The 2458-nt window shown below is 26.9% G+C and carries 4 protein-coding genes; 1 reads left to right on the forward strand and 3 read right to left on the reverse strand.

Annotation, left to right across the window (positions count from 1 at the left end; translation table 11 throughout):
• Window positions 1-792: 792 nt before the first annotated feature.
• Window positions 793-1200, forward strand: a complete 408-nt coding sequence (locus ACKTTC_RS13165) for a hypothetical protein (protein ID WP_408040299.1) — start codon at window positions 793-795, stop codon at window positions 1198-1200.
• Here the strand turns inward: ACKTTC_RS13165 and ACKTTC_RS13170 are convergent.
• The 3 genes from ACKTTC_RS13170 to ACKTTC_RS13180 are packed head-to-tail and all read right to left on the reverse strand — an operon-like array spanning window position 1190 to window position 2341.
• Window positions 1190-1390 carry a hypothetical protein gene (locus tag ACKTTC_RS13170; RefSeq protein WP_408040300.1) on the reverse strand — a complete coding sequence of 67 codons (201 nt, stop codon included), beginning with the start codon at window positions 1388-1390 and terminating at the stop codon, window positions 1190-1192. The two genes, ACKTTC_RS13165 and ACKTTC_RS13170, sit on opposite strands and share 11 nt — an antisense overlap.
• A gap of 11 nt (window positions 1391-1401) precedes the next feature.
• Window positions 1402-2193, reverse strand: a complete 792-nt coding sequence (locus tag ACKTTC_RS13175; RefSeq protein ID WP_408040301.1) for a hypothetical protein — start codon at window positions 2191-2193, stop codon at window positions 1402-1404.
• On the reverse strand, window positions 2168-2341 hold the full coding sequence (locus tag ACKTTC_RS13180; RefSeq protein ID WP_408040302.1) for a hypothetical protein: 174 nt from the start codon (window positions 2339-2341) through the stop codon (window positions 2168-2170). Before ACKTTC_RS13180 ends, ACKTTC_RS13175 begins: the two co-directional genes overlap by 26 nt.
• Window positions 2342-2458: the final 117 nt, after the last annotated feature.

Raw genomic sequence — 2458 nt, forward strand, 5'->3', positions numbered from 1 at the left:
CATAGCAATACAGGCTTATGTAGCTAACTACTAAGCATTAGTATTATAAAAGTGTTTGAAAAAAATCTGAGGATTGGGAGATTTTCAGAACAATTTTTTATCTTTTCTTTTCAAGTATAAAAGTACTAAATTTAATTGTGTTTTCATAAAATATATACATTTTAAAACAACACAAATACATATTACTTTTCTTGATTAAATTCTATTTTCATATATTTATAATTCGTTTAAAAGAACCAACCCAAGAAAAGTACTCTCAGGTTGGAATCATCAGGGATTAGAGCGAGTGAAATGATTATAAAATGCCTTCCCTTTCCAAAAGGCGTTAAAGAAAAATGATAATGGTATATAATCAAATCACTTGCTCATCTACAAAAGAGGATTGTCCTTATATTCCAAATCAAATGAAACCCTACTTTTTATTTTTATTGGAATGCTTTTTACAGCTCCAAATAGATCGTATTAATTTTTAAAATCAACCCAAGTAATATTTCATACTTGAGTTGATAAGCCACCCTATGAAAAAGACGACATCTTAGGGAATTAAATAAGGTTCCTCCGAAAAACCTTCATATGTTCCCACCCCTCTACGGAAAATAGCCCCCCGTTGAGCTAATTTTTATCTTAAAGCAACTTTAATAAAAAAACTTAATCATTTAATTTAAGTCACTATTTATACAGGACAAATACTTTTTATGTATTGACTTGTTATTATTTCTATATATTTGTTCTTGTACAAAACAAACATACGACACTTTACGTTACTTTGCAAGCTTTTTTAAAACTTTTTTAATGGAGTATAATGAAAACACATATCAAGAAGCTATAAAATACCTCAAAGATAGAGGGGTAACAGCCTATGAATTGCATAAGTATAGTGGTAAGAGTGAATCTGGTTTTAGAAAATTACTAAATGGTACGGTAGACTCACCGAGAAGACTAACAAAGGAAATAGTTATTAATTTTTATGATGAATTATTAAAAAAAGAAGAAAATCTAAGTAAAGTTAATTCTAAGTACACTAAAGGATTAGAGAAGTTTTCACCACATCAAATAGGAACGTACATATCTGAAAATATTGAATTGTTTAATATGGAAGAGATTTTTGTTACTATTTTTAAAAGGTCTGTTTTACAAGAAGCTAATAAAATTGTAGAGAAAAGTATTGAAAAGGAAAAGCAGAAGAAAACTAAGAATTAATTAATTCCCGAACATTCTGAACTAACTTATTTTCAAGTCTCTTATTTTCGTTTTCTAATTTTTCTTTATTTAAATCTTTTACACTTTTTTTAAATGAATCCTCTTCAAGGTTATTTGTATATCCTTTCTTTATTAACTTCTTAAAAATTTTGTGCCTCTTAATTAATCTATCTTTATCTTTCTTCATCATTTTATAAAAAATTACTCTACAACTTTTTCAAGAGTGCTTAAAAGATCATCTTCAAACTCATCACTAATTTCGCTTATTGTCTTTCCATTTTTTAGAGACTTATCATGTATTTCAGCATACAAAGCTTTAGAACCTACCTCTGGATAGTGTTTTTCACGAACTCTAAGCGTAAAATCTACCAAAGTTTGTATTTTAAGTTTTTTAGAAGATACTTTTTTGATTAAAGATGATGCTAAATATGCTGAAATCAAACTAGCGACTATAAACATAAAAAGATAGATCAAATTGTTTTGGTTAATAATATTATTCAAAAAGACCCAAGACATCCAAAATAAAGAAATACTAGTAGTAAATAACAATGCTTTGTTTAAGTAAGGTTTTAGCTCTTTATCTCTATTGTTATTAGCTATTATTGCTAGAAAAGCATTTGCAAGTCCAAGTAAGATCAAGAAGAACATAAATGTAAATTGACGTTCAGTAGAGAAGTTAAATAAAGTATGATCTTTTACGAGTGCTTTCTTTTTTTTATAATATTCTTTTTCTCTTAAATTACTATGTTTAAGAGATTCATCAAACATTTCTTCAAATTGTTCAATAGATATTTCTTTTTTAACTAGTTTTTCTTTGAGTTTCTTTAAATCGTTTATCCTAGCTAGCTTTACTTTCGGTTTGAATGTTTTTTGATGTGCTAAAACATCTACAGGAACTTTATTTTGAAAAAAATGAAAAAAAGTTCCTGTAGATATACCAATAGATATTATATATAAAAGTATAATTTTAACCTTCCTCTTCTGGTACTCCACCGTCAGGTTCTCCCGTTTCATCAGGTTCAATAAGGTTGATTTGTTGCTCATCATTTTTTAATTCTTCTAATTCTTTTGCTGTATCAATACAACCAGTTAATAAAAACACACAAAAACACATAGCTAAAACAAATGCTATTTTTTTCATAATTACTCTATTTTAAAAATTAATACTAGAGTAAATATAATTGTATTTATAAATGTATAATTACTGATTTAGTGTTCATATATTTCGGGGGTATATGAGCCACTAAATTAATACTTT

Origin of the sequence: Tenacibaculum amylolyticum (assembly GCF_964511145.1) — a bacterium.
Classification (GTDB): Bacteria; Bacteroidota; Bacteroidia; order Flavobacteriales; family Flavobacteriaceae; genus Polaribacter; species Polaribacter amylolyticum.

Coding starts and splice junctions, on each gene's coding strand:
- ACKTTC_RS13165 (WP_408040299.1), top strand. CDS start 793: ATGGAGTATAATGAAAACACATATCAAGAAGCTATAAAATACCTCAAA.
- ACKTTC_RS13180 (WP_408040302.1), bottom strand. CDS start 2,341: ATGAAAAAAATAGCATTTGTTTTAGCTATGTGTTTTTGTGTGTTTTTA.
- ACKTTC_RS13170 (WP_408040300.1), bottom strand. CDS start 1,390: ATGATGAAGAAAGATAAAGATAGATTAATTAAGAGGCACAAAATTTTT.